Consider the following 2,054-nt stretch of genomic DNA (forward strand, 5'->3'; position numbering starts at 1 on the left):
CGGACCGGTGGCGGCTCTGTCATCATCCTGCATGGGCCGATCGACGATCTCGGCGGGCACAAAACGGGCCGCATCCGGCTCTGCCGGGGGCTCCGGCACATAGCGCGGATCGCGCAACCATTTGAAGATCAGGTTGGCGTTCGTTGCGTAGCGCGGCGCTAGGCTCTGTTGCACAAAACCCAGGATGGATTCATCTTGTAAATCCAGCGTGGTAGCTGTGATGCATGAGCAGAGCGACACCCCGACCTACAAGTCCGGAAACTGGCCAGCCTGTAACGAAGCGCTCAAGCGCCGCGGCTCGTTGACGATCTGGTTTGGCCCCCGAGATGATCTGCGAGGCCGTGCCATCAGGCAGGCCTGGCCGCCCGCAGGCCTACGGCGATACCGCCATCCAGACATGTCTGACGATGAAGGTCCTGTTCGGCATGGCGCTGCGCCAGACGACGGGGTTCGTCGAAAGCCTGTTGCATCTAATCGGTCTGAACTGGACGGCGCCTAACTTCAGCACACTTTCGCGCCGCCAGAAGACCCTGGCTTTGAACATCCCGTATCGTGGCTCTAACGGCCCGCTGCACCTTCTGATCCCCTCTCGGGACATTTCTGCGAAATGCCCTGCCGGGCAGCGGACAGCACCGGGATCAAGGGCGAGGACGAAGGCGCGTGGAACGCACGCAAGCATGGTGGTCCCAAACGGCGGGTCCGGCGCAAGATCCACATCCATTGCCCGGCAGACGAATGGTACATTCGCCGAGAGGGGGATCGACGAACAAACACTGGAAGTCCGGGCCGTTGAAATCACCAGCAACCATATCGGTGACGGGCCCATGCGACCGGAGTTGCTTGACCAAATCCCACGCGACCAAGACATCGGATCGGTCACTGCCGATGGGGCCTGTGACACCCGCAAATGCCGCGCGCGGCGCTCATGCCGTGATTCCGCCGCGCAAGAACGCCAAGCCGTGGAAACCCGCCAGCGCCGGGGCTATCGCCCGGAACGAGGCCGTTAATGCCTCGCGATATCCGGGAGGGGCACTGTGGCGGCGATGGAGCGGATACCACCGAAGAAGCCGTGTCGAGAGCAAGATGAATTGCATCAAGCTGCTTGGCCAATCCCTCATGTCCAGAGACTTTGACCGGCAGGTCGCGGAAATCCAGGTCCGCGTCGCCGCCTTAAACCGATTCACCGCTCTTGGCATACCCGTCACAGCGCCCGTAGGATAAAGTCCGTCCGGCGAAAGGGGCAGTGCGGTCACACCCCGATTTGTGCAACAAAGCCATCGCTAACCACGAAACCCGAGGCGCGTTCAATTTGAGAGAGTCGAAAATGTATGGTGTTAAGAATGCCCCAGCTAGGAGAAAATTACCATGAGCCGTTCAGGAATGTTGCGTTTGCAGGGAGGCTATAGCTAACTACTCTAAGTTGTTGAATTGGTGACCGTAGGGCCAGAGATCTACGATGTTTTCTTGCGCAAGTTAAAAAATCTCGCTTGCCCGAAGCTTTTTGGAATGGGTCTGACAGTCATGAAATTTTTATTCGCATATTTTATTGCCGTAATTCCTAGCCTTGCATCCCGCAGTGGGCAGCCTTGTCAACGCGCAGCTCTGATGCCCCGGCTGACGCGGTCCTGCCTCCCGGCGCTTTTGGGCCTGATTCTGTGGTTCGCGGCGGCGGTCCCTGCCCAGGCGCAATATAACAATTGTCCTCCCCTCACTGGCGGAGCGGGCGGCGGCGTTGTCTGGTTGGACCTGACACTTAATCAATGCACCAACCCTGAGCCCCCGGCTTCTTCGGCCGTGATCACGGTCGAATTCAGAGCTTCGGACAGCACATACGTTGCGGCCTACTTTTCAGCATCCCCGCCCAATGGCCAATCTTTCGGGACCATCGTATTCGCAGGTAACACCCTCACCGAGGGTTCATTTTCACCCAGAGTCTCTTGCCCATCCGGTTGTGACATTTCGGGCACCTACGGCGGGTCACCGATCAGCGCAACGGTTTCCGGCACTTCGGTCGGGCCATCAGCCCCCGGCAACACCGCCCCCACCGCAGATGC

The 2,054-nt window shown here is 59.4% G+C and carries 2 pseudogenes; one reads left to right on the forward strand and one right to left on the reverse strand.

The features are described 5' to 3' along the window. Positions 1 to 240, reverse strand: a pseudogene (locus ATI53_RS23755) (hypothetical protein); the annotation flags it as partial. Here ATI53_RS23755 and ATI53_RS22675 point away from each other — a divergent pair. Beyond that, a pseudogene (locus ATI53_RS22675) lies at positions 221 to 1,221 on the forward strand (IS5 family transposase). The pseudogenes ATI53_RS23755 and ATI53_RS22675 overlap by 20 nt on opposite strands. Positions 1,222 to 2,054 lie beyond the last annotated feature (833 nt).

This window comes from Salipiger aestuarii (assembly GCF_003259905.1).
GTDB classification, from domain to species: Bacteria; Pseudomonadota; Alphaproteobacteria; order Rhodobacterales; family Rhodobacteraceae; genus Salipiger; species Salipiger aestuarii.